The following is a 664-nucleotide window of genomic DNA, read 5'->3' as shown; positions in this document are numbered from 1 at the left end:
TAATAAAGAAATTACAATGGAGAGTTTGATCCTGGCTCAGGATGAACGCTAGCGGGAGGCCTAACACATGCAAGCCGAGGGGTATTTTGGAGCTTGCTTCAAGAGAGACCGGCGTACGGGTGCGTAACGCGTATGCAACTTACCTGTATCACCGGGATAGCCCGGGGAAACCCGGATTAATACCGGATAACATATCTGCCAGCATTGGCAGATATTAAAAGATTAATCGGATACAGATAGGCATGCGTAGGATTAGTTAGTTGGTAAGGTAACGGCTTACCAAGACGATGATCCTTAGGGGGCCTGAGAGGGTGAACCCCCACACTGGAACTGAGACACGGACCAGACTCCTACGGGAGGCAGCAGTGAGGAATATTGGACAATGGGTGAGAGCCTGATCCAGCCATCCCGCGTGAAGGACGACAGCCCTATGGGTTTTAAACTTCTTTTGTATGGGAATAAACCACATTACGTGTAATGTTCTGAAGGTACCATACGAATAAGCATCGGCTAACTCCGTGCCAGCAGCCGCGGTAATACGGAGGATGCGAGCGTTATCCGGATTTATTGGGTTTAAAGGGTCCGTAGGCGGGTTGATAAGTCAGCGGTGAAAACCTGCAGCTTAACTGTAGAACTGCCGTTGATACTGTTAATCTTGAATAGT

At 48.8% G+C, this 664-nt stretch carries 1 rRNA gene; it reads left to right on the top strand.

The window, feature by feature from the left end:
• Positions 1-13: 13 nt before the first annotated feature.
• Positions 14-664: ribosomal RNA gene (locus tag C4S75_RS05775) — 16S ribosomal RNA — on the top strand; the annotation flags it as partial.

This window comes from Apibacter sp. wkB309 (assembly GCF_002964915.1).
GTDB lineage: Bacteria > Bacteroidota > Bacteroidia > Flavobacteriales > Weeksellaceae > Apibacter.
The sequence above is the reverse complement of the archived record's forward strand: the minus strand, read 5'-3'. Positions and strand labels throughout refer to the sequence as shown.